The sequence below is a fragment of the Amycolatopsis sp. cmx-11-51 genome (assembly GCF_047608665.1).
Classification (GTDB): Bacteria; Actinomycetota; Actinomycetes; order Mycobacteriales; family Pseudonocardiaceae; genus Amycolatopsis.
In genome coordinates, this window is the sequence record NZ_JADNQO010000004.1 from 78,392 (window position 1) to 98,474 (window position 20,083).

13 protein-coding genes are annotated in these 20,083 nt (G+C 68.6%); 8 read left to right on the plus strand and 5 right to left on the minus strand.

From position 1 onward, the window contains the following. Positions 1–17 precede the first annotated feature (17 nt). Together ACM6LU_RS16905 and ACM6LU_RS16910 are read left to right on the plus strand one after the other, a co-directional pair. The gene (locus ACM6LU_RS16905; RefSeq protein ID WP_101608346.1) at positions 18–1,130 is read left to right on the plus strand and encodes an ATP-binding protein; all 1,113 of its coding nucleotides are present in this window, start codon (positions 18–20) and stop codon (positions 1,128–1,130) included. Continuing rightward, the gene (locus tag ACM6LU_RS16910) at positions 1,127–3,883 is read left to right on the plus strand and encodes a DUF5682 family protein (RefSeq protein WP_414938661.1); all 2,757 of its coding nucleotides are present in this window, start codon (positions 1,127–1,129) and stop codon (positions 3,881–3,883) included. The genes ACM6LU_RS16905 and ACM6LU_RS16910 overlap by 4 nt, the downstream gene beginning before the upstream one ends. A gap of 489 nt (positions 3,884–4,372) precedes the next feature. Here the strand turns inward: ACM6LU_RS16910 and ACM6LU_RS16915 are convergent, their stop codons facing one another. Continuing rightward, a complete protein-coding gene (locus tag ACM6LU_RS16915; RefSeq protein ID WP_414938662.1) occupies positions 4,373–4,981 on the minus strand; it encodes a TIGR03086 family metal-binding protein in 609 nt (202 codons plus the stop codon). A 70-nt stretch (positions 4,982–5,051) separates the two neighbouring features. Between ACM6LU_RS16915 and ACM6LU_RS16920 the strand changes: the two genes are divergently transcribed. Continuing rightward, complete coding sequence (locus ACM6LU_RS16920; protein WP_414938663.1) at positions 5,052–5,480, plus strand: MarR family winged helix-turn-helix transcriptional regulator; 429 nt, start codon at positions 5,052–5,054, stop codon at positions 5,478–5,480. A 12-nt stretch (positions 5,481–5,492) separates the two neighbouring features. On the opposite strand, the gene ACM6LU_RS16925 is transcribed toward ACM6LU_RS16920, so the two are convergent. Continuing rightward, complete coding sequence (locus ACM6LU_RS16925) at positions 5,493–5,870, minus strand: hypothetical protein (RefSeq protein ID WP_414938664.1); 378 nt, start codon at positions 5,868–5,870, stop codon at positions 5,493–5,495. 264 nt (positions 5,871–6,134) lie between these two features. Between ACM6LU_RS16925 and ACM6LU_RS16930 the strand changes: the two genes are divergently transcribed. The 3 genes from ACM6LU_RS16930 (at position 6,135) to ACM6LU_RS16940 (ending at position 12,059) form a co-directional block, all read left to right on the plus strand. After that, a complete protein-coding gene (locus ACM6LU_RS16930) occupies positions 6,135–9,146 on the plus strand; it encodes a DEAD/DEAH box helicase (RefSeq protein WP_414938665.1) in 3,012 nt (1,003 codons plus the stop codon). Beyond that, the gene (locus ACM6LU_RS16935) at positions 9,139–9,846 is read left to right on the plus strand and encodes a hypothetical protein (RefSeq protein WP_414938666.1); all 708 of its coding nucleotides are present in this window, start codon (positions 9,139–9,141) and stop codon (positions 9,844–9,846) included. The genes ACM6LU_RS16930 and ACM6LU_RS16935 overlap by 8 nt, the downstream gene beginning before the upstream one ends. A 563-nt stretch (positions 9,847–10,409) precedes the next feature. Then, positions 10,410–12,059, plus strand: a complete 1,650-nt coding sequence (locus tag ACM6LU_RS16940; RefSeq protein WP_414938667.1) for a DUF885 domain-containing protein — start codon at positions 10,410–10,412, stop codon at positions 12,057–12,059. Here ACM6LU_RS16940 and ACM6LU_RS16945 read toward each other — a convergent pair. Together ACM6LU_RS16945 and ACM6LU_RS16950 are read right to left on the minus strand one after the other, a co-directional pair. After that, a complete protein-coding gene (locus ACM6LU_RS16945; protein ID WP_414938668.1) occupies positions 12,045–13,004 on the minus strand; it encodes an amidohydrolase family protein in 960 nt (319 codons plus the stop codon). The two genes, ACM6LU_RS16940 and ACM6LU_RS16945, sit on opposite strands and share 15 nt — an antisense overlap. Before the next feature lie 122 nt (positions 13,005–13,126). Continuing rightward, complete coding sequence (locus ACM6LU_RS16950; protein WP_414938669.1) at positions 13,127–15,574, minus strand: LamG-like jellyroll fold domain-containing protein; 2,448 nt, start codon at positions 15,572–15,574, stop codon at positions 13,127–13,129. 387 nt (positions 15,575–15,961) lie between these two features. Between ACM6LU_RS16950 and ACM6LU_RS16955 the strand changes: the two genes are divergently transcribed. Further along, positions 15,962–17,551, plus strand: a complete 1,590-nt coding sequence (locus ACM6LU_RS16955; RefSeq protein WP_414938670.1) for an FAD-binding oxidoreductase — start codon at positions 15,962–15,964, stop codon at positions 17,549–17,551. Here ACM6LU_RS16955 and ACM6LU_RS16960 read toward each other — a convergent pair. Continuing rightward, on the minus strand, positions 17,526–18,449 hold the full coding sequence (locus ACM6LU_RS16960) for a LysR family transcriptional regulator (protein WP_414938671.1): 924 nt from the start codon (positions 18,447–18,449) through the stop codon (positions 17,526–17,528). The two genes, ACM6LU_RS16955 and ACM6LU_RS16960, sit on opposite strands and share 26 nt — an antisense overlap. A 112-nt stretch (positions 18,450–18,561) precedes the next feature. On the opposite strand from ACM6LU_RS16960, the gene ACM6LU_RS16965 reads away from it, so the two are divergent. Further along, the gene (locus tag ACM6LU_RS16965; protein WP_414938672.1) at positions 18,562–19,986 is read left to right on the plus strand and encodes a M20 family metallopeptidase; all 1,425 of its coding nucleotides are present in this window, start codon (positions 18,562–18,564) and stop codon (positions 19,984–19,986) included. Positions 19,987–20,083: the final 97 nt, after the last annotated feature.

Genomic DNA, 20,083 nt, shown 5'->3' on the forward strand with positions numbered 1-20,083 from the left:
TTTCCGAAAGGCACGACATGTCCGACGTCTTGCGCGCCCCCGCCGAACTCAAGTACGCCGAAGAGCTGGACTGGCTGGAGTCGGTCGACGACAGCCCCAAACCGTTCGCCTGGCGCCTGTCCCCGAAGATGGTTCGCCTGTTCGTCCTGGGCGCCGAGCGCGCCGACGGCCTCGACCGCGAGATCTCGCAGAAATGGTTCGGCGACCGGAGCATCGTCGAGCGAGCCATCGTCACGCTCGCCTCCGACCGAGGGCTGCTGCTGATCGGCGACCCCGGCACCGGCAAGAGCTGGCTCGCCGAGCTGCTGGCCGCGGCGATCTCTCGTAACTCCACGCTCGTCGTGCAGGGGACGGCCGGGACCACCGAAGACCACATCAAGTACTCATGGAACGTCTCCATGGTCATCGCCAAGGGCCAGTCCCGCGACTCGATGATCCCGTCGCCGATCATGACCGCGATGGAGGCGGGCTCCATCGGCCGTTTCGAGGAGCTGACCCGCTCCACCAGCGACGTGCAGGACGCGCTGATCTCGATCCTGTCGGAGAAGTACATCTCGGTGCCGGAACTGGACAGCGACGGCATCGTCTTCGCCAAGCCCGGCTTCTCCGTGATCGCCACCGCCAACAGCCGCGACCGAGGTGTCAACGACCTGTCGTCCGCGCTCAAGCGCCGGTTCAACTTCGTCCGCATCCCGGTGGTGACGAACAAGAAGAGCGAGGCGGAGATCGTCCGCTTCCGCACCGAGGAACTCCTGCGCCGCCACCAGATCGAGCTGGACGTGCCGCCGACGCTGCTCGACGTGCTGTTGCGCAGCTTCGGCGACCTGCGTGCCGCGGCGGCATCTGCGGGCAGCGACGACGAGAAGCTGGAGTCCGCGTTGTCCACCGCCGAACAGATCGGCGTCCTCGAAGACGCGGTACTGCACAGCAACTTCTTCGGAGAACGCGCGCTGACCGCCCGTGCGCTGGCGTCTTCGCTCGTCGGCTCGCTCGCCCGTCGTGAGCCGGAGGACCTGGCGATCCTCAACAAGTACCTGCACGGCGTCGTCGAGCCGCGCAGCAAGGACGAGGGCGGGGACTGGCCGGAGTTCCTCGACGGCGGCCGCGACGCGATCGCCACCCTCTCGTGAGCGGCGCCTTCGAGGCGCTGCGCGGCCAGTTGCAGGAGGCCGCGGCCGCTTTCGCCGACGGGCCCGGCGCACTGGAGGGCATCCTGCTCGGTCTCGTCGACGACGTCGACCGCGCGGTGCGGGAGCCGCTGGAGATCTTCCCGGTCTGCCACCATTCCCCGGCTTCGGCCGTGGCGATGGCGCGGCGGTTGCGGGAGAAGCAGCCGAAGGTGGTCTACCTCGAACTGTGCGAGGACATGGCGCCGCTGCTGACCGAGCTGCGCAACTGCCGTCTTCCGGTGGCCGTGCAGGCTTTCGCGACGGACGTGAAGGGATTCCCCGCCGACTGGGCGCCGCTGTCGGTGGTCGCGCCGATCACCGAGGCTTCGGCCGAGTACCAGGCGATCGCGTATGCCCTCGACACCCCGGGTGTCGAACTCGTCCTCGTCGACCGCTCGGCCGACCATGTCTTCCAGTGGGACGAGCGCGAGCCCCAGGTGGATCCGGACGCCCCGCCCGCCGAGGAAGAGGCGGCGTTGCACGGCGACGCGATCGGTGTCGAGATCGGTGATCTACGGCCTCGGTTCGCCGAACTCGAGGAACACCTGCTGCGTCACGGGCGGGTGCGGCACTGGTCGGAATGGTGGCACCAGTACGTCGAACTGCCACTCGGCGACGGCGACCACGACACCTATCGCCAGGTCATGTTCCTGATCGGCAGCCTGTTCCGCAGGCTCGCCCCCGGGGACACCCGCCGCGTGCGGGTGGACGAGGACCGCGAGCGCTACATGTGGACCCGGATGCGCGAGCACCTCGCCGCTTCGGGTGCCGATCCCGCGGACTGCCTCTACGTCTGCGGCGCGTTCCACGCGGCCAGCCGGGTCGCGGAGTTCGGCGTCGAGGGCACGGACGGGTTCGTGATCAGCCCGCGCAGCGCGAGCGCCTGGCAGTACGGGCTGATCCCGTCGAGTCACGCGTCGATCGAGGCGCAGTTCGGCCTCGCCGGGGGATCGGTGTCGATCGCCGCGACCGAGTGGGCGAAGAATCTCAAACGCACCAAGGTCAAGCAGTTCCAGCTGGAAGGGCAGGTGGGCGGGCCGAAGCGAAAGAAAGCCGCGGAGCTGCCCACTCCCACGCCGGATCCGGTGTCGTCGGATCATCTTTCCGGCTTCCTGCAACGACCTCCGGTCCTGGACCGGCTGGACGAGGCCGAGTTGCTCGGTTGGTCGGTCGAGGTCGTGCGGGCGGCGCGCCGCAACGGATATCTGTCCTCGACGGCCGACGCGATCGCGGTGTTCGAGACCTCGATCCTGCTGGCCGGCCTGCGCGATCGGGCGAAGCCCACGCCGTACGACTTCCAGGACGCGGCGGTCACCTGCATCGAGAAGGAGGTCGTGCCAGGCAGGCGCGACGTGCGCCGCATCGTCGAGATCATGATGGGCGGCGACCGGATCGGCCAGGTCGGCTACGACGCGCTGCCACCGCTGGCACGCGACGTGCACGACAGGCTCGAGCCGCTGAACCTCAAATTGCAGCAACGAGGTGTGCAACGAGCGCTGCTCGACATCGCTTCCCAACCGGAACTCGAACCCTGCTCTGATCTGCTGTGGATGCTCCGGTATCTGATGCCGCACGGCGCGGCGCGGCCGATCATGGGGGAGCGGCGGCTCGGCGAACGGCCGATCCAGGAGTCGTGGGATCTGGCGCTGGGCACCCATCAGCGGGCGCTCATCGAGCTGGGTTACGAGGGTGTCAGCATCGAACAGGTGCTGGAACAACGGCTCCGGCGGTCCGCGTACCACCCGCAGGTCACCGCGGCGAAGGCGCTCGGAGCCGTCGAGGACGCGACGCTCTATCTGCGCGGCGCCCGGCTGGCGGGGGAACTGGGCACGCGCGCCTTGGAAGTCCTGTCCACCGAACGCACCGTCGACGGCGCGCCGGAGGTACTGCGGCGGGTGCGAAGGCTGCTGGCGCATTACCGGACCAGCGAGCCGGTGCTACCCCGGTGGGTCGAGGACTTCGTCAGGACGGGGTACGCGCATTACTGCACCCTGCTTCCGGCGGCCTTCACCGACGAGGAGGCCGGTGTCGAGCAGGTCGCCGCGATGCTGGGCTTCCTGTTCAGCATGGAGGCGCTCGCCCTGTCCTTGGGTTGCGACCGTACCCAACTGGAGCTGGCGATCGCCGGATCGCATCCACAGGAGCCGTCGAAGGTGGCGCTGCTGTGGGCGGCCCAGGTACAGCTCGGCCGGCTCTCTCGTGCGGAACTGCGGGAGAGGTGCGCCGGTCTGCTGGCGAACCCGTTGGTGCTGCCCGCGTACCCGCGTTACCTGAGTGGTTTCGTCCACGCGCTGGAACCGGCGCCAGGACTGGCCGACTTCGTCGTCGAGGCGGTGTCGAACGCCTTCGCCGAGCTTCCGGACAGGTTGTTGCTGCCCTGGCTGCCGACGTTGATCACCACGCTGCGCTCGCGTGGGGCGGACCTCGTTCCGCTGCTCGTCCGCGAAGCCGGGCGGGTCTTTCCCGGCCGTCTCGCGGCGCTCGACGCATGGGTCCCGCCCTGGAAGAACCAGCCGGAAAACCCTGCCGCACCGAGGAAATCGGGTGGGAGCGGCTTGGCACTCCTGGCCGCGCATCCGGCGGCCTGCGACGCGGTGGCGAACCTGCTGGGCTGTGACGAGCCGTGGGGGAGTACCGCGCCGACAGGCTTGGGGCTGCTTGAGCGGTATCCGGACTCCGCGGCGGCGCTGGAGGAGGTGCTCACCGGCGGGTGACCTTCGGTGACCGGGATCCGGGTGGTCCGCACCACGCGGCCGGTCCGGTCGATCATCAGATGCCGTACGTGGTCCCAGGTCGGTTAGTAGGTGACGTCGGCATGGGCGTCGAACTTGGTGTGCGCGGTGTAGAAACCTCCAGCGAACCGCTGAAATCGAACGGCCCCAACGTGTTCAGCTCGTCGTCGAGTTCGTACGGCCGGGGACCGGACTCCTGGAGGGCGAGGATGCGGCCGTGGTGGCGCTCTCAAGTACAGGCAGCATTTCCCGAGATGCACCTGTTCAGCGACGACGAGCTGTGCGCCATCGGCGTACTCATCCGGATCGTCGTCGCCGAACGGAGTGTCCTTCACCAGGCCTGTGAGGTGGCGGCCCGGCTCGAATCACTGAGTCCGCACCTTCGCGTCGAGGTCGTCCCCAAGACCACGCACGGACTGTTCCTCGAGAAACCGGAACTGCTCACCGCCCGGATTCTCGAGGCCGTCCCGGTCAAGCCTGGGGCTTGGCGTCCGGCCATGAGGGGGAACGGCCGAGCAGTGCGACGATCGTGTCCAAATCGGACGGTCCCTTCTCGTCGACGGCCGGGCCGAACGCGGCACCCGGTGCCCTCCGGATCTGCCCGTCCGGGATCGACTCGGCCAACCGCAGCCCGGCGTCGAGTACCTCTTGCTGGAATTTGAGCGGCAGGCCCAGGGTCTTGGCGACGTCCCAGGAGTGCACCAGGTAGTCCACGAAATGGAAACCCAGGGCCTGTTCCGCGGTGAAGGTGATTTCGGTGGAGAACTCGGGGAGCGCGAACCTGCGGGCTTCGAGGTCGTGGGGGACGAAGGCGTTCAGGACTCGGTTGACCGAGTCGCGGTAGGTGGCGATGGGGTCTTCGCCCAAGGGGATCAGGCGCCAGTGGTCGAGGTGGCTTTCCCCGTCGGCCGAGGCGGCGAAGCCGTAGTGCTGGGTGGCCATGTGAGAGAGGAGGCCGTGCAGGGTCCAGGCGGTGCAGGGTGTCGGTCTTTCCAGGTCGCTGGGGGTGATCTGGGAGACGAGGTCGAGGCTGGCCCGGACCACGATGGCGTCGAGGAAGCGAAGGTCATTGATAGGCATATGCATATCATCTACATATGCATATGAGTTAGTCAACCGATTTCGGGAGATCGATCGGTATGGTCTGCGCATGGCGGAGCAGAGGAGGCCGGATCTCGCGGCGATGCTCGGCGGGCTCATGCGACGGCTGATGACGGCCGAGTCGCCGGTGCTGGCCGAGCACGGGTTGACCATGTGGGGTTACGTGGTGCTCAGCGCGCTCGACGACGGCCCCGTCCGCACGCAGGCCGCGCTCGCCAAGGCGATCGGCGCGGACAAGACGCGCATCATCGGCACCCTCGACACACTCCAGGAGGACGGCCTGATCACCCGCGAGCCGGATCCGAGGGACCGTCGGGTCCGGCTGCTGGGGATCACCGACGCCGGCCGCGCCGCGCGGCGGTCCACTCAGACGCGGATCCAGGAACAGGAGGAGCGGCTGCTCGACCAGCTGCCCGCCGCCGACCGCGAGGCGTTCCTCAAAGCCGCGCGCGTGCTGTCCGAGGCGCAGTGGCCGTGAGTCAGCGGTTGGTCAACGTCTGGAACCGCGTGAGGAACTCCGGTTCGTAGTCCTCGTCGACGTGATTGACGTTCCACAATCCCGATCGCGGACCTTCTCGCTTTCCGCGTGCTGGCCGAGCCATCCCCCGCTCGGGCGGTCGGGCGCGTCGCGCCGGTTCGAGAGCGGCGCGATGCTGTTCCGCTCGATGTAGCCGCGCAGGCTGGTACCGTCAAGGTCGGTGGGCACCGTCGGCGAGCGGAACGGCATCCGGCCGATGTACTCGCTGACCTGCCGCTCGATCTCGGTCTCGGCCCACTCGGGCAGGCGGCGCTTCCTTGCCCACGCTGTCAGCAGCTCCCCGGATCCTCCGTCGCGTTTGATCAACGCGGTCCCGACGTGGGACGCCACGCAGCCCGCCGTCATCGACCTTGGACTTGGCCAGGACCCCGGCCCGTGCGCGGAGCATCGTCTCCGACCAGACGGTGCCGGTCTCATCGGCGTGCCCGCCTCGGGTCTTGCTCTTCGAACAACCGAGGATCGTCAGGGCCCCGCGCGGACCGATCGCGTCCAAAACACGGGATGCCTCCACCGGGCGAGCCTATCCGGTGACGCGCTGATCGGACGCTGACCGGGCACGGGCATGCTGGGGAGCACAGACATCGAAGGAGGAGCATGCCGCCGCTCGTCGTGCACGGCCTGTGGTCCCCAGGCCGCGGGATCGTGCTCTGGGGCGAACACGGCGACCGCCCCGCGACGACGTCGATGCGGCCGTCGATGTCGGCCCGGCCGCATCCGTTCGCCGCGTCGGTGGCGGATCTGACCGCGCTGCACCCCGGCAAGCCCGCGTCGGCCACCCTGCTGCTGCCGTCACGGCGCGGCGGCCCGGTCGCTTCGCCCGAACTGGGTGCCCGCGGCCGTCCGCAGCAGGAACTGTCGCTGGAACCCTGGTCGGTACCGGCGCTCCTGATCGACCCCACCGAGCTGGGGGATCTCGCCGACACGGTCAGCTACGGCACCTCCGTCCGCCACCTCCGCGCCATCGTCCGGCTGGCGGACGACCTGGTGCGCCGCGGCCGGGTGCTGCCCACCCTCGTGCGGAACGAGATCGTGGCGCGAGCGCGCTGGCGGCCGGTGGCCCGCGGTGGTGACGCGGTCGCGCTCCAGGCGCTGATCGCGGCCACCCCGCCGGTCGGCCGGGCCGAACACACCAGGCCGGACCCGGCGGCGCTCGTCACCGACGCGCTCCACACTCTCGTCGACACCGCGGTCCGCGAGCGCCTGGCCGCCGCCGGCCACGCCACGGAAAGCGACGGGCGCGAAGGTCCATTCGGATCGTGGCTCCACGCCCTGAAGTCCGCCGACGACCGGATCAGCCAGGCACCGGGGCGGCTGGGGATCGTCGCCGAGGGCATCGCGGCCTGGGACGCCCTCGGTGACACAGACCTCACCGAGGGCACCGTCTGCCTCCGGCTCGACGAGGTCCCCACCCTGTACGGCCCGGTCGACGACCCCGACGACCAGACCGGCGACGGAACAAAGTGGCAGCTGCGGTTCCTCTTGCGCTCCGCGGCCGACCCGAGCCTCCTCCTCCCGGCCGAGGACGTCTGGTCCGGCAAGGCCGGAGCGAAGTTCACCGACCCCGAAGGCCTTTTCGCCGCCGAACTGGAGCGAGCCGCGGGAGTGCTGCCGTTGCTGGGTCCGGCGGTCCAAGCCGACAAGCCGGGTCTCTACGACCTCACCGTCGCCGAAACCGTGGAGTTCCTCGACGGCGGAGCGGAGCGACTGGTCGCGGCCGGTTTCGACGTCCAGCTCCCGGCGAGCTGGGGCGGCAGGCGGAAGCTCGCGCTCAAGCTGTCCGTCCGCGGCGCGCCCGTCGACCAGGCCGCCGTGCACCGTCTCGGCCGTCACCAGCTCGCCTCCTACCGCTGGGCGCTCGCGATCGGCGAGGACGCGCTGACCGACGAGGAACTGGCCGGGCTCGCCGCCGCGAAGTCGTCACTGGTGCGGCTGCGCGGCCGGTGGGTGAGCGTCGACCCCGAGCTGCTGCGCTCCGGCCTCGAGTATCTGCGCCGCGACGCGGACTGGGAGAAACCGCCACTGCCGACGCCTGCCGAACTGCTGGCGTTGCTCCACGGGTTCGATGACACGCCGCTGCCGGTCACCGAGGTCACCACCGACGGCTGGATCGACGATTTCCTCGCAGGCCGCGTCCAGCGCACCATCGCTCCGGTCGAGCCGCCGCCGACCTTCCTGGCGACCCTGCGGCCATACCAGAGCCGGGGCGTCGCCTGGCTCGCGTTCATGACGTCGATCGGCCTCGGCGCCTGCCTCGCCGACGACATGGGACTCGGGAAGACCGTCCAGCTGCTCGCGCTCGAAGCGATCGAGCGGGCGCACGACGACACCGGACCGACACTGCTCGTCTGCCCGATGTCGCTGCTCGGGACGTGGCAACGCGAAGCGGCCAAGTTCGCGCCGGAGTTGCGCGTCCACATCCACCATGGCGCCGACCGCGAGCACGGGGCACGGCTGGCCGCGCGCATCGGCGGCGCGGACCTCGTCGTCACCACCTACTCGACCGCCGCCCGCGACGCCGACGAACTCGCGGGCACCCGGTGGCACCGGCTCGTGCTCGACGAGGCGCAGGCGGTCAAGAACCAGAACACCGGTCCGGCACAGGCCTTGCGCCGGATCCCGGCGGGGCACCGGGTCGCCCTGACCGGGACGCCGGTGGAGAACCGGCTCGCCGATCTGTGGTCGCTGTCGGATTTGCTCAACCCCGGCGTCCTCGGTGTCAGGCAGGAGTTCCGCGAGCGGTTCGAGGTGCCCATCGAGCGCCGGGGCGACTTGACCGCGGCCACCGAACTGCGCCGGCTGACCCGGCCGTTCCTGTTGCGTAGGCTCAAAACCGATCCCACGGTGCTCGCCGACCTGCCCGAGAAGATCGAGATCCGCCAGGAATACCGCCTCACCCGCGAGCAGGTGACGCTGTATCGCGCGACCGTGGACGAGATGATGACCAAGATCGCCGACAGCGCCGGGGTCAAGCGGCGTGGCAACATCCTCGCCGCGATCACCAAGCTCAAGCAGATCTGCAACCATCCCGCGCATCTGCTGCACGACGGTTCGCCGATCGGAAGCCGTTCCGGCAAGGTCAACCGGCTCGAAGAACTCCTCGCGGAGGTCCTGGAGTCGGGCGACCGCACGCTGTGCTTCACGCAGTTCGCCGAGTTCGGGCATCTGCTGGTGCCGCATCTGTCGCATAGGCTGAACGCGAAGATCGCCTTCCTGCACGGCGGGTTGTCACAGCAGCGCCGCGACTCGATCGTCGAACACTTCCAATCGGGCGACGGTCCGCCGATTCTGCTCGCGTCGCTGAAGACCGGGGGAGCGGGGCTGACGCTCACCGCGGCCACCCACGTCCTGCATCTGGACCGGTGGTGGAATCCGGCTGTCGAGGAACAGGCGACCGACCGCGCCTTTCGCATCGGCCAGCGGCGGAGCGTCCAGGTGCGGAAGTTCGTCTGCCCCGGCACCATCGAGGAACGCATCGACGCCGTCATCACCAAGAAGGAAGCGCTGGCCGGCCTCGTCGTCACCGACGGGGAGGACTGGCTCACGGAGCTGTCCACCGATTCGCTGCGTGACGTCTTCGCACTGGGACGGGAGGCGGCCGATGACTGACGGATTCCGCCGGGCACTCGACGAACTGGGCGTCCACAAAGGACTCGTGCCGCCCTGTCGGGTCGACACCCTCACGATCGGGCCCGGCGCGGCCGTCGCCGAGGTCCGGGTGACGCGGCAACGGTTCTACGAGGTCCGCGTCGGCCTGCCGACGTTCGGCAAGCAGGTGTGGACGGCGGTCACGGCCGCCATCGTCGCGGAGGAGGCCACGACGGCCGCCCTGCTCGACGGGCGGGTCCCGGACGACGTCGAACGCTTCTTCGTCGCGGAGCAGGTGCCGCTGTTTCCCGAAGCCGCGTGGGAACTGTCGCTGGACTGCACGTGCCCGGGCACCCGCGTTCCATGCGATCACCTTGTCGCCGGGCTGATCGCACTGGAGCAAGAGGCCGAGACGGAACCGTTCTCGATCTTCGCGCTTCGCGGACGCGATCGCACGACGCTGCTCGAAGACATCGGACGTCAAGCGGGCGCCCGCGTCACGGCCCCATCGGCCAATGCCGAGGCACCCGCTCTGGACGAGGTCATGGACGACTTTTTCGGCTGGGGCCCGGCCGGGGACGTCACGAACACGCGACGACCGCCGTCCGGTGACCCGCTGGGACTGCTCGACGAGGTCCCGCCGCTCAAGGCCACGGTGGCCGGAACCTCGGTCACTGCCCTGCTTCGACCGCTCTATCGGGTGCTCACCGGTCAGGAGTGAAAGAACTCCGGCTCGCGTTTCTCGGTGAACGCGGCCATACCCTCTTTCTGGTCCTGGGTGGCGTTCGAACCGGAGCCCGTCGGCCAGACCGGACTCGGAGGCCTGGTTGACGGCTTCCTTGACCATCATGGCCGCGGGACGCCGACATGCTCGCGATCTTCGCCGCGACCGCGTGGGCCTCTTCGAGCAAGCTCTCGGCAGGCACTGCAGAGCTGCTGGCGGTAGTCGGGGCTTGATTTCTGGTGCCTGCAAGGGCCGAGTGGGGAGGATTTTGGACGTTGAGCGCCCGAAAGGTTCCCCGCTCGGGCGTGTGCCGGGGCATGTCCCCCTGAACCCTTGTTGATCAAGCTCCGCGACCGGTGTGATCCCGCGACGATGGAGGAATAGGGACACTCAACGTCCCGATTTCTCCATCGTCAGCTCACGCAGTGACGAATACCGCCTGACCTACAAGATTTCGACTTTGCCGGGACCTTGACCCTCAAAGTTGGAAGGAGTCCTTCACGGCGTCGCCGACCCGGGACTTTCCACCGGTTGTGAACCGGATCTGGTAATTGTCGGATATGAGCGACCAGCCGACCGCCGCCGAACTCGCGGACGAACTCCTCGACGCCCTCGCGGCCGAGATGCCGTTGATGGCGACCTTCGACAACATCCCTGGGCACGACCACGAACTGCGCGACGTCTCCGAGGCAGGGGACGCGCGGCTGCGGGAGGTGGCCGTCCGGGTCGCGGGGCACGCCGCACGGTCGGCCGATCCGGACCGGGTCACGCTCGGCGTGATCACCCATCACGCGGAAGGGCTTCTGGCGAGGCTGGACTCCCGGAAGATCGAGTTCATCTTCGGCGATCCCATGGCCGCCGAGGCGGCCGGGGTACTTTCTTGGCTGCCGCAGCTGGCACCGTCGGGAGAACAAGCCGAGGAGGACTACCTGGCCAGGATGGCGGCGATCCCCGCGTACCTCGCGGGCCTGGCCGACCGCTATCGCACCGGGATCGACGCGGGACGGACGCCGGTCGAACGCGCGGTCGGCAACGCCATCGCCCACGTCGACCGGTTTTTGGCCGTCGAACCCAACGCCCTGCTACTCCCGCCGCTGACCGGCGATCGTGGCGCACGGCGGGAACGGCTGTTCACCGAGCAGGTCCGGCCGTCGCTCGTCGCCTATCGCGAGATGCTCGCCCGTGACATCGCCGGGCACGGGCGCCCCGACGAACGGCCGGGTCTCTGCTGGCTGGAAGGTGGCGAGGAGACCTACGCGCGGCTGGCCCGGACGCACACCACCACCGGGATCTCCCCGGCGGAACTGCACGAGACCGGCCTCGAAATCGGTCGTGCGCTGGACGAGGAGTACCGCCGTCTCGGCACCGCCGTGTTCGGGGTGGACGATCCCGCCGAGGTCCGGCGCCGGTTGCGCACCGACCCGTCGCTGTGCTGGCGTGACGCGGACGAGATGGTCACGACCGCCGCGGAAGCGGTCGCGCGGGCCACGGCCGCGGCGCCCGGCTGGTTCCGCGAGGTGCCGTCCGCCGAATGCGTCGTGCGGGCCGTGCCGGAATCGGACGGGCCGTCCGCCGCGCAGGCGTACTATCTGACGCCGTCGGCCGACGGCACTCGTCCGGGCGTCTACTACACCAACACCTACCGGGTGGAAGAGCGGTTCCGGTTCATCGCCGAGTCCGTCGCCTTCCACGAAGCCGTTCCAGGGCACCATTTCCAGGCTTGCCTGTCGCACGCCCTCGACGACGTTCCGTCGCTGCGCAAGCTGGTCCCGTTGTCGGCGTTCGACGAGGGCTGGGCGCTTTACACCGAGCGGCTCGCGGACGAGATGGGTCTGTACTCCGACGACGTGATGCGGCTGGGCATGGTCGCCGAGGATTCCCTGCGTGCGGCGCGGCTGGTCGTCGACACCGGACTGCACGTGCTGGGCTGGACCCGGCAGCAGTGCGTGGACTACCTCACCGAGCATTGCGTGCTCAGCGACATCGAGGTGCAGTCCGAGACCGATCGGTACATCGAATGGCCAGGCCAGGCGCTCTCGTACATGACGGGCAGGCTGGAGATCCAGCGGCTGCGCGCCCTCGCCGAGAAACGCCTGGGCGAGGCCTTCGACGTCCGCGACTTCCACGACCTCGTGCTGAAACAGGGGCAGGTGCCGCTGCCCGTACTCGGCGACATCGTCGGAGAGTGGATCGAGTCAGAGGCGAAGTAGCTTTTCGACGTTGCCGTGCGCGATCTTCTCGCGGTCGGCTTCGTCGATGGGCGCGGTCTTGAGCAGGTCCACCATGGGCTCGTTCGGGGTGTACGGATGGTCGACCGAGAAGATGATCCGGTCCGCCCCGAGTACGGCCAGCGCGCACTGCAGCGGCGGGAACGTCGCGTAACCGCTGGTGGTGATGTGGACGTTGGTCTTGAAGTAGTCCGCGACCGGCTGGCGCAGGTGCTCGTTGATCGGCGTCAGCACGACGTCGATCCGCGACAGCGCGAACGGGATCATCTCGCCCATGTGACCGATGACGATCTGGAGGTCCGGGTACTCGTCGAGGACCCCGGAGACGATGAGCCGCAACAGGTGCACGGCGGTCTCGGAATGCCAGCCCCAGGCCGCGGTGGCGAGGTTGTCGGCTTGCAGGTCGGAAAGTCCCGAGAAGTAGGCGTCCAGCACGGGTTTCGGCGGAAGCGCCGGGTGCAGGTAGAGCGGGACGCGGAGTGACTCGGCGGCGGCGAGCACCGGCTGAAACGCGGCGTCGTCGAGGAAACGGCCGGTGGTGAGACCGTTGAGCATCGCGCCCTTGAGCCCGAGTTCGGTCACGGCACGGCGGAGTTCGTCGGCGGCCGCGTCCGGTGCCTGCATCGGGAGGGCGGCGAAACCGGCGAACCGGTCGGGATGGTGGGAGATCGCGTCGGCGAGCGCGTCGTTCGCCTGGCTCGCCCGATGCGCTTCTTCCGGCTTCAAGGCTTCCGCGCCCGGGACGGCGTGCGACAGGACCTGGACGTCGATCCCGGCCGCGTCCATCTCCGCGATCCGGCCCCGGCCGAGGTCGCGGAGCTTCCTCCGGATGCCGGCCATGATCGGGTGGTCACCCAGTTCCCCTTCGCCTTCCTCGTTGTACAAGGTCGGGTGGGTGAAATGCTCCTCGATGGCGATGACCTTCAACTCGACCCCTCCACGCGCACGATCACGGACTTGGACGTCCAGTCTTCTCGTTTCGCGCTCTCCGGGGGTCTTCTTTCGTGCGGAGCACGCGGCGCCGGGAGTGTCCCCGGCGCCGCGTGTTCTCAGTCGCGCTTCGCGAGTGTCGCGACCTCGGCGTCGGACAGTGACCGGTCGTAGAACCGGACGTCGTCCACCGCCCCGCGCAGGAAGTCGACCTGCTGGCCGCCGTACTGGCCGCGGCCGATCACCGTGTGGCCGGTGCTCGGCTGAGCGGCGCAGGCGTTCTGCGAGGCGACTTTCTCGCCGTCGACGAAGAGCGACAATGAGCCCGCTTTCGCGTCACGGACCCCGGTCAGGTGGTACCAGCGGCCGACTTCCGGCTTCTCCGGCGACAGGGCGCGGAGACCGACGAAGCTCATCGCCCACCGCTGGTCCTGCCCGGAGTACTGCAGGAAGAACGCGCTGTCGCGGCCGGTGTCCTGGCTGACGACGGTCTGGAACGCGCCGCTAGCCTCGTCCAGCTTCGCCCACGCCGAGACCGAGTAACTGCCCGCCGTGTCTACGAGGTTCGCGCCGGTGTCAGCCTGTCCGTTCCCGGCGAAGGCCAGCGCACCGCCCTCGACACCGCCTGCCCACTGGGCGTTGGTCAGCGCCGCGTGCGCGTTGCCGACCGAGTCCGCGGCACGGGAACCGTTGCCCTCGTTGAATTTGTACGCGTGCACACCGGTGAGACCCGGGGTGCCGGGGCCCGGGTCGGGCGCGCCGGAACCACTGCCGTCCGCGTTGCGGATGATCGCCTGGTTGACCGCGCGCACCTGCGCGAAGTCCATCTTCTTCACCTGCCTGTCGTAGGTGAAGAAGCCGTTGACCTCGTGCTCGACGTCGGTGATCTGCGTGTAGATCGAGCCGCTGATGGCGCAGCTCTGCGCCGACGCGAGCACGTCACGCTGGTTCTGGACGTAGCGGCTGTTCAGGGTCGTCTGGTCCTTCACCATCTCGTAGGCGTGGCCTTCGCCGAACCACATGTGATCCTTGACCTCGAGGCCGTAGCCGCCGTGCTCACCGTCGATCGAGATCCGCTTGCCGTCGGGCATCGGCTTCGCGGGGCCAGGGTAGGCGTGCCAGTCGATGACATCGCCCTTGCCGGAGTCGCCGAGGGAATCGCAGCAGTTGACGCCGCTGTGCGCGTTGACCAGCCGGGTCGGGTCCTGTGCCTTGACGCTGTCCGCGATCTTCCCGGTGGTGTCCCGCGACCACTCGCCCCAGCCCTCGTTGAACGGCACGTAGCCGACGATCGAGGTCCAGTTCTTCTTCTGCTCCACCAGTTCCTTCAACTCGACCTGGAACTGCCGCTGCGCGTCGGCAGGCGGGCGGCCGCCGGTACGCATCGACGGCATGTCCTGCCAGACGAGCAGGCCGAGCTTGTCGGCGTGGTGGTACCAGCGGTCGGGTTCGGTCTTGATGTGCTTGCGGACCGTGTTGAAGCCGAGGACCTTGTGCTGCTCGAGGTCGAAGCGCAGCGCCTTGTCGGTCGGCGCGGTGTAGATGCCGTCCGGCCAGTATCCCTGGTCCAAAGTGGACTGCAGGAAGAGGATCTTGCCGTTGAGGGTGAACCGGAGTTTGCCGTCGGCACCCTTCGCGGTCCCGAATTCACGCATGCCGAAGTAGGACGACACCTTGTCGACGGTGCGCCGTCCGTCCTTCAGTTCGACGTCCAGGTCGTAGAGGAAGGGCGAATCCGGCGACCAGAGCTTGGCCTTGGGCACCGGCAGGGAGATCGTCCCGGCGGCGGAGGCCCTGCTGCGGCTGACCACCTTCCTGCCGTCGCGGACCACGGCCTCGACGGTCAGCCCGGAAGCGCCGCCGGTGTCGACGGAAAGCTTCAGCGTGGAGGACTTGAGGTCGGGGACCATGCCAAGGGTGCCGACGTGCCTTGCCGCGACCGGCTCCATCCAGACCGTCTGCCAGATACCGGAGGCGCCCTCGTAGAAGATCCCGCGATCGGGGGTCAGGCGCTGCTTGCCGACGGGCTGCCAGGTGGCGTCGGCGCGATCCTCGACGCCGACGATGATTTCCTGTTCTCCCTTCGGTTTCAGCGCCGAGGTCACGTCCGCGGAGAACGCGCCGTAGCCGCCCTGGTGCGCCGCGACCTCCCTGCCGTTGACGTAGACCTTCGCCTTGTAGTCGACGGCGCCGAAGTTGATCCGGAGGGTGTTGTCCTTGCCGACGCCCCAGTTCTTGGGCACCGTGAATGTGCGCCGGTACCACATGTGGTCCTCGTGGCGCTGGATCCCGGACAGCGCAGACTCGGCGGGGTAGGGGACCAGGATCTTCTCGGCGAGCCGCTCGCCGAACGGCGGGACCTCGCCGGGTGCGGCGCCGGCGAACTCCCAGACCCCGTTGAGGTTCTGCCAGTTCTCACGCACCAGCTGCGGCCGGGGATACTCGGGCAACGCGTTGGACGGCGATACCTGGTTGGTCCACGGGGTGGTCAGGCGAGGCTTGCCCATTTTCCAGCCGCTTTCCGCAGCCGTCGCGGCCCCTGACGTCAACGCCAGGGCGGAGACCATCGCGACGGCGGTGGCCAGTGTCTTTCGACAGCGTCTGGTACTACTTCGGGGGCGATGAGGTGACAACGTTGACAACATCTGCTCGACACCCTTCTCCGGGGGCGGCCGCCTCGGCGGAGGTACGCCTCCCGTTGGACTTGTGCAGGCGTGAAACCACGGCCCCGTGGCCGAGGGAACCGGTGTGAGCTGGGCCACGGCAAGCCGTCAGACTTTTTTACATCGTTGATACAACGTTGTAAAGCGTCGAAGGGTGCGGAGGAAGGGTTGATGTCTCCAATGGGGCATTGGAGACATCAGCCGAGCGATCAGGCTTCGTTTCTCCTCTCGTTGACACAGCAACTGACCGATAAGTAACTTACTGAGGAGTCAGATCGAACGGGGACAACGATGTCGACCGAAAACCGGTCCTGGTGGGGCTGGGGCACCACCGACGGCGAATTATCCGAACAAGAATCCGACGCGCTCGTCGCGCGCACGGCGGCGGTCCTGCCTGGCCACGACTTCACCGACCATGCCCCGCCGAAACCCTCGGACCTCGATGTCCCACCTTCGCGGATCCGCCCTCCCGGGGCGCTCGCGGCGTTGTGCGGTGACGAACCCGTCGACCGGTTGTCCCATGCTCGTGGCAAGGCCTTCCGCGACGTCGTCCGTAATCTGCTCGGACATCTCGACCACATCCCGGATCTGGTCGCCCGGCCGCGCACCGAACAGGACGTCATCGATCTCCTTGACTGGTGTTCGGCTTCCGGAACCCCGCTGATTCCTTATGGTGGCGGCAGTTCCGTGGTCGGCGGGATCGAACCGCGCTTCGACGGGCCCGCGGTGTCGATGGATCTGGCGGGTCTCGACGCGGTGCTCGAAGTGGACACGGTCAGCCGCGCGGCCCGGATACAGGCAGGGATCTTCGGCCCGGCCCTGGAAGACCGGCTTCGCCCACTGGGGCTGACCCTGCGGCACTTTCCGCAGTCGTTCGCCCATTCCACCCTCGGCGGCTGGCTCGCCACGCGCGCGGGCGGGCATTTCGCCACGCTCGCCACGCATATCGACGACCTCACCGAGTCGATGCGCGTCGTCACCCCGGCCGGGATCAGTGAATCGCGACGGCTGCCCGGATCGGGCGCCGGACCGTCGCCGGACCGAATGTTCCTCGGTTCCGAGGGTACCCTCGGCGTGATCACCGAAGCCTGGATGCGCCTGCAGGACAGGCCGGTCTGGCAGGTCACCGCGTCGGTCACCTTCGAGCGCCAGGAAGACGCGGTCGCCGCCACCCGCGCGATCGCGCAGTCCGGGCTGTATCCGTCGAACTGCCGCCTCCTCGACCCGGCCGAAGCCTTCATCAACGCGGGCGCGAGTGTGGGCGGCGGCCTTCTCCTGGTCGGATTCGAATCCGCCGACCATCCAGTGGACACCTGGCTGGACCGTGCGCTGGAACTGGCCATCGGTCACGGTGGCCTGGTGAAAGCCCGCCGCGACAAGCATTCCGGGCGCCAGGGTGGCGATTCGGCGTCGGCGTGGCGTTCTTCGTTCCTGCGGATGCCGTACCAGCGCGACGCTCTCGCCCGCCGGTCGCTGATCGTCGAGACCTTCGAGACCGCGTGTACCTGGGAAGCCTTCGACGAACTGCACCACGCGATCACCTCGGCCGCCCGCGCCGCGATCGACGAGGTGTGTGGCGGCGCCGGTGTCGTGACCTGCCGCTTCACCCACGTCTATCCCGATGGTCCCGCGCCCTACTACGGGATCTACGCCGCCGGGCGCTGGGGGAGCACGGTCGGGCAGTGGGACGAGATCAAGGCCGCGGTGTCCGAGGCGATCGCCGGTCACGGCGCCACGATCACCCATCACCACGCCGTCGGCCGCGATCATCGCCCCTGGTACGACCGGCAGCGTCCCGATCCGTTCGCCGCCGCGCTTTCCGCCGCCAAGACCGCCTTCGACCCGGCGGGGATCCTCAACCCCGGTGTGCTGATCCGCTGACCGGCGGGTGGACGAACGAGGTCAGCAGCGCGGTGAACCGCAGGGCGGCCGACGACGACGTCCGCCCCGCCATGGTCTGCACCTGTGCTTCGCGCTTGCGGAAGACGGCGTTGTCGAGAAGCACGTAGGCGACACCCTCGGTGGCCGCGTCCCGCCGGACGTCGCCCAGTCCGCCGACGAGCGCCAGCCCGCCGCCGCAGCGGACGAACTCGTACTTGGGGCTCAGTTCGTCGCACACCAGCACCGGACGCGTCGCGAGGTTCTCGATCCGGGCGGCGATGTCGAACAGATCGCGCAGGCTTTGGCCTTGCGACGGCAGGGCGAGGGGATGTCCGCACAGTTCGGCGAGCCCGACGGAGTCGCGGCCGGTCAGCGGATGGCCGAGCGGGACGATCGCGTACACCGGAACGACGACGGCGCTTTCGACCCGCACACCGTGCTGTGGCCCTGTCGTGAACGTGACGGCGACGTCGGCCGCGCCGTCGAGCACGCGGCGGGTGGCTTCCTCGCGGTTCACGACGTCGATGTGGAAGGTGACGTCGTTTTCGCGGCGGAAGGCGGCGATCGCCTGCGGCACGACACGGCGGGCGAATCCCTCCGAGCAGGCGACGGTGACCGAACGCGCTTGAAGCCCCCGCCCGGTGCGAAGTTCGTCGACGAGGACGGCCGATTCGGCTTCGCCGCGGCGGACGTGGTCGAGTAGCCGGTTCCCGGCGTCGGTCGGCTCCATGCCACGCGGATGCCGGACGAACAGCGGTACCCCGATCCCGGCTTCGAGCTTCGAGATCTGACGGCTGATCGCCGATGGCGCGACGGTCAGTTCGGCTGCCGCTTCGGACACCGAGCCGGTGCGGGCGACTTCGAGGAAGTACGTCAGCGCGATCGGCAGCAGGCGCATGGGTCTTCCTTTGCCTCGATCAGAACGCAGGGCACCGTAAACGGCAATGGTCAGTGTAGGGCGAACCGGCTTACGCTCTCCTCGACATTCGGCGGACGAATCGGGAGAGAACGTGCCCACCCCAGCGGAACTGGTTTCGAAGGCCCGAGCACACGTGGACTCGGGCGCCTTCTTCGCCGAACTCGCCGAACTGGTCCGGTATCCGACCGTCAGTGACCATCCGGACGGTCGCGTTGCCATCAAGGCATACCTGGACGAGGTGCTGACTCCGGCACTGACGGCGCTCGGCTGCTCGGTGCGGCGGTATCCCAACCCCGACCCCGCCGGTGGTCCTTTCCTGATCGGCACCCGGATCGAGTCGCCGGAGCTGCCGACCGTCCTGTGCTACGGCCACGCCGACGTCGTCGACGGCCATGAAGGGCGGTGGAGCGAGGGCCGCGACCCGTGGACGCTGACCGCGGACGGCGAGCGCTGGTACGGCCGTGGCTCGGCGGACAACAAGGGACAGCATCTGATCAACTTGACCGCGCTCAGGCTGCTCCTCGCCGAAACGGGCTCGCTGGGGTTCAACCTCAAGTTCCTGTTCGAGACCGGCGAGGAGATCGGCTCACCCGGTCTCGGCGAGTTCGTCACGGCACAGTCGCCGGCACTCGGCGCCGACGTCCTCATCGCCTCGGACGGCCCGCGGCTGGACGCGGCGACGCCGACGGTATTCCTCGGCGCGCGCGGCAGCGTCCGGATCTCGCTCGACGTCGACCTGCGCCCCGACGCCTATCACTCGGGGAACTGGGGAGGAGTGCTGCGCAATCCCGCCACCACCCTCACCGGGGCGATCGCCTGTCTCGTCGACGGGCACGGTCGCATCCAGGTGCCAGGGCTCCTGCCGCCCGAACTCCCGGACAGCGTCCGCGAGGCACTCGCGGAGATCCGGATCGACGGCAAACCAGGTGATCCGGCACTGGAGGAAAGTTGGGGCGACACCGGGCTTTCGGCCGCTGAGCGGCTCTACGGCTGGAACACCCTCGAAGTCCTTTCGCTGGGAGCCGGCGACATCGACCGGCCTGTCAACGCCATCCCCGGCAAGGCCCGCGCGGTACTTCAACTTCGCTACGTCGCCGGGACCGATGTCTCGGGTGTCGCGGACACGATCACGAAACAGCTGGCCTCGCACGGGTTTTCGATGGTCGAGGTCAGCGCCGAAGCGAGTTTTCAAGCAAGTCGCACCCCGGTCGGGAACCCGTGGGTGGGCTGGGCGAAAGGCGTCCTCGACGAGGTTTCCGACCGGCCGGTGGCGATCCTGCCGAGTTTCGGCGGCGGCTTGCCCAACCACGTGTTCACCGACATCCTCGGCATCGCGACGCTGTGGCTGCCGCATTCCTACCCGGGTTGCCTGCAGCACGCGCCCGACGAACACCTGCTCGCGCCGATCGCCAGGGAAGGCCTCGTGCTCGCCACTACCCTGTTCCACGCGCTCGGCCGGTTCACTGCTCCCGCAACAGGTACCGCCGCAGCTTCCCGCTCGCGTTCCGCTCGGTGACCGCCAGCGCGCCCGCCTTGAGCACGGCCAGCGAGACCGCGGCGCGCACGGTGTGTTGGTGCCTCTCAGGAGTACGCGGTTTCCCGGCACCACACCG

Coding starts and splice junctions, on each gene's coding strand:
- ACM6LU_RS16905 (WP_101608346.1), top strand. CDS start 18: ATGTCCGACGTCTTGCGCGCCCCCGCCGAACTCAAGTACGCCGAAGAG.
- ACM6LU_RS16915 (WP_414938662.1), bottom strand. CDS start 4,981: ATGCCTATCAATGACCTTCGCTTCCTCGACGCCATCGTGGTCCGGGCC.
- ACM6LU_RS16920 (WP_414938663.1), top strand. CDS start 5,052: ATGGCGGAGCAGAGGAGGCCGGATCTCGCGGCGATGCTCGGCGGGCTC.
- ACM6LU_RS16930 (WP_414938665.1), top strand. CDS start 6,135: ATGCCGCCGCTCGTCGTGCACGGCCTGTGGTCCCCAGGCCGCGGGATC.
- ACM6LU_RS16935 (WP_414938666.1), top strand. CDS start 9,139: ATGACTGACGGATTCCGCCGGGCACTCGACGAACTGGGCGTCCACAAA.
- ACM6LU_RS16940 (WP_414938667.1), top strand. CDS start 10,410: ATGAGCGACCAGCCGACCGCCGCCGAACTCGCGGACGAACTCCTCGAC.
- ACM6LU_RS16950 (WP_414938669.1), bottom strand. CDS start 15,574: ATGGTCTCCGCCCTGGCGTTGACGTCAGGGGCCGCGACGGCTGCGGAA.
- ACM6LU_RS16955 (WP_414938670.1), top strand. CDS start 15,962: ATGTCGACCGAAAACCGGTCCTGGTGGGGCTGGGGCACCACCGACGGC.
- ACM6LU_RS16960 (WP_414938671.1), bottom strand. CDS start 18,449: ATGCGCCTGCTGCCGATCGCGCTGACGTACTTCCTCGAAGTCGCCCGC.